The sequence below is a fragment of the Kitasatospora sp. MBT63 genome, from assembly GCF_000710465.2.
Taxonomy (GTDB): domain Bacteria; phylum Actinomycetota; class Actinomycetes; order Streptomycetales; family Streptomycetaceae; genus Kitasatospora.
Map to the genome: position 1 here is coordinate 1 of NZ_JAIZ01000324.1, position 3,440 is coordinate 3,440.

The 3,440-nt window shown below is 74.9% G+C and carries 2 protein-coding genes and 1 pseudogene; 1 reads left to right on the forward strand and 2 read right to left on the reverse strand.

Going from position 1 to position 3,440, the window contains the following annotated elements; all coding sequences use genetic code 11:
* Positions 1-65: 65 nt before the first annotated feature.
* Entirely contained in the window at positions 66-1,502 is a 1,437-nt protein-coding gene (locus AA75_RS19530) for a hypothetical protein (protein WP_033821403.1), read from the reverse strand.
* Between the two features lie 257 nt (positions 1,503-1,759).
* On the opposite strand from AA75_RS19530, the gene AA75_RS19535 reads away from it, so the two are divergent.
* Positions 1,760-2,380, forward strand: a complete 621-nt coding sequence (locus AA75_RS19535) for a hypothetical protein (RefSeq protein WP_149038250.1) — start codon at positions 1,760-1,762, stop codon at positions 2,378-2,380.
* A gap of 75 nt (positions 2,381-2,455) precedes the next feature.
* Here AA75_RS19535 and AA75_RS49525 read toward each other — a convergent pair.
* Positions 2,456-3,440 (reverse strand): annotated as a pseudogene (locus AA75_RS49525) (hypothetical protein); the annotation flags it as partial.

A 3,440-nucleotide genomic window follows, 5' to 3' on the forward strand; every position in this document is an offset into this window, starting at 1 on the left:
CTCTTCCTGGGTGGGCTGGGCGGGCTGGATGGTGTTGCGAGGGGCCGACGGGTACCGGAGTTCCGTCAGGAGCAGTCGGCCCGGACGGCGGAGGCCGCGTGGTGGGCCTGTTCGGCGCCTGAGCCGAAGTCGACGCCGCGGTCGTGCAGCATCACGGCGATCTTCCCGTTGGTGACGGGGAAGGTTCCGGCGTTGACCCACTTGCCGCGGTTGGCGGTCTGGTCGATGGTGAACGCACTGATGGTGCCCTCGCCGGTGGTGAAGTACCGCTGCACGGTGTAGTAGGCGGGCTTGCCGCCGACGGCCTTCACGTCGCCGTTGTTCGGGATGTACACCGAGATCCTGCAGTTACCGGAGGGGACCGGATTGGTGGTGAACGCCCACAGCACCGACTTGCCGGCGTCCTTGCCGGCGCTGCCGGACATCGGCACCGACACGTACTTGCCGCCGCAGCCCGAACCGGCGTATCCGCCGGTCGTGTTGGTGGTCCAGCCTTTGCTGCCGTCGGTGTAGAAGCCGTTCTGGTCGTAGCCGATGCCCGCGTTGGTGCAGCCCGTTCCGGCGACGGCGGTGAAGGTCGGCGCGGCGGGGGTGGTCTTGTTCGGGACGGGGACGACCGGGGCGCCGCCGCCGGAGGTGGAGCCGCCGCCCGTGCTGCCGCCGGAGGTGGACCCGCCGCCCGTACTGCCGCCAGTGGCCGTGCCGCCGGTGGTGCCCTGGCGGTTCTGCGAGCCGGCGGCACCGGTGGTCTGGTCGGTCGTGCCGTTCGCACCGCCGGCCCCGCCCGCACCGTTCGTGCCGTCGGTCGGCGAGGCCGAGCTACCGGGGAGCAGCGTCGCGTCGACCGGCGCCGCGACGGCGGTCGGGTCGTTCGGGCCAGGGGTGGGCAGCGGGTCGCCGGGCCCGCTGACCCCGGCGGGCGGCTGGTCGGCCGCGGCGCCGGGGGTCTTCGTGCCGCTGCCGGTCAGCACGAACGGCAGGCCCAGCAGCAGCGCGCCGACGGCGACGGCAGCGAACATCATCGGCTTCTTGGACCGGCGGTGCTCCGGCTCCTCCTGGTCGATCCCGTCCGGGGCTTCGCCGTCGAGGCCGACGGCGGTCGGGTCGGGCATGGGGACGGGGCGGGGCTCCGGCTCGGGCTCGGGCTCGGGCGACAGGAACGGGAACACCCCGGGCGGGATGCGGCGCGGACGCGGGGCCTGCCGGTCGTCGGCCTCCGGATCGGACTCGGGCTCGACAACGGAGACGGCGACGGGTCCGGGCTGCGGCTCGGCGGGCTCGGGCTGCCGGCGCACCGCGTTGGGGCCGGGCAGCACCCGGCCGTACTTCGGTGCGGGCGGTGCCTCCGCCGCGGCCGGCTCGACCGGCCCGTACGAGGGCGCCTCGGCCTCGGCCCCCGCCGCGGCGGCTGCCGGGCCCTCCTCGATCTCCCAGGCGACCGTCGGCAGTTGAATGCCCCCGGGGTCGGCCTGAGAACCGTTTCCACCCGTGTTCGAACCCACCAGATCTCCTCGGCTTCCCCTGCGGTCCTGTCGACGGGAGCGCCCCGCCGATCGGTCTGCGGACGCTCCCCCTCCCTCGTTACGGCCCGGACCCGCCCGGCGGTTCACCCGTTCGTGCGAGCGGTCGCGGGACCCGCGATCGGGGGTTCCCGAGTCGCGGACCGGGCTCCGTTCGAACCCCTGGGGCGGGGGGAGCCGTTCGCCTGGTCGGAGAGTCCGGTTCCGGGCTCGGTCGGCGCAAGCGCGAGAGGTTGCCCATGACTTGGTACGAAGGCCCTTGCAGGATCACCGTCGTCGGGGTGGACGCGGACTGGCCGCAACGCATCGTGGTGGACATCCGGCGGGGGGAGACCGTGGTGATCCCCGGCAGGGTCGGAGCGAGCGAGCTCATCGACGACAGCGCTTGCGGCCACGGGTGGGACCTGTCCCTGGAGCACGAGTACGACGGCCTCTGGCGGCCGAACGTCCGTGCCACGCAGGGCAAGTGGACGGACGTGGCCGGCGTCCGCAGCCAACTGGTCTGGAGCAAGGACCACGACTGGCCGAACCGCGCCAACCGCGAACGCAACGTGGTGATCCGGATCGACCGCGCCGAGGCCCGTCGTCCGGCCGCCGATCGGACGACCCGGGCGGTTCCGGTCGGCACCGGGTCCGCGGCGCGGGAGGCCCGGACGACGTCCGCGGTGCCGCGGGGCGGGCTGACGGAGGCCGGGTCCGGCGTGCGGGTGGCCACCAGCGGCGGCGGGTGGGCCGCCGGCCCGGACGCCGCGGCCGGGGGCCGAGCGGTCACCAGCGGCGGCGGGGGCACCGGCACCGGCACCGGCACCGGTGGCCGGACGACCGCGACGGACGGGGGCGGGGCCGAGGTGTCCTGGTGACGCGCCGGGATCCGGCCCGGGCCGGAGGCCGTCGGCGGTCCCGGCCGCCCGGAACGCCGCGGAGCAGCCCGCGGCCTACCTGTGCGGGACCGGGCTGCGGCCGAGGGGGCGCCGGGTGTCCGGGTCGGTGCGGCTGTCCTCGCTGAGCCCGCTGAGCGCCTCGGTGAGCAGTTCCCGGGCCTCGTCGGCGCGGCCCTGCTCGATCAGCGCGGTGCCCAGTTCGGTCAGGGTCTTGGTCATGCTGTCGGGCCGGCCGGCCTCCTCGTAGTGCACGAGGGCCTGCCGGTAGGCCGTCTCGGCGGCCGACCAGTGCTTCAGTGCCGCACAGTCCAGGCCCAGTTCGTGCGCGGTCATGGCGGCCAGCAGGTGCATCGGCGGCGAGGGCTGGCGCTCGACCAGTTCCAGCGCGCTGGCGAGGACGCGTCGGCGGGTGCCCACCGCCTCCTCCGCCCGGTCGGACTCACGCAGGCAATTGGCGGCGACGCGCAGCGCCACCAGCCGGCCGATCGCCGCCGAGCGGTTGTCGAGCCGGGCGAACGCGTCCGCCGCCCGCTCGAGGGCGTCGAGGGCCTCCTCGTGGCGTTGCAGGTTGCGCAGACCGGTGGCGAGGTAGACCTGCGCCCAGCCCTGCTGTTCGCGGTCGCCCAGCTCCTGAGCCAACCGCAGTCCTTCGGAGGCCAGTTCGACGCCCCGCCGGTAGCTGTGCAGGCAGGTGACGTACGTCCAGGCGAGGTAGTTGACGTGCACGGCCTCGGCCTGCCGGTCGCCGAGCGCGCGGGCCGCGTCCACCGAGAGCTGGAACACCTCCTCCCAGATGCCCCAGCTCATGAGCCGGTCGGAGAACCAGTGCACGGCCTCGGCGGTGTCGATCACCTCGCGGTGGAGCCCGGTCCGCTGCGCCACGTGCAGGGCGGCCAGCCAGTCGGGGTGCTCCCGTTCCAGCCACTGTGCCGCCTCGGCGGTCCCGGTGTCGTCCTCGGCGTGCTCGGGGTCGAACCGCAGCCCGCAGGCGACGGTGCGGCCGAGCAGCAGGCGGGCGGCCCGGTCACGGGCCTGCGCC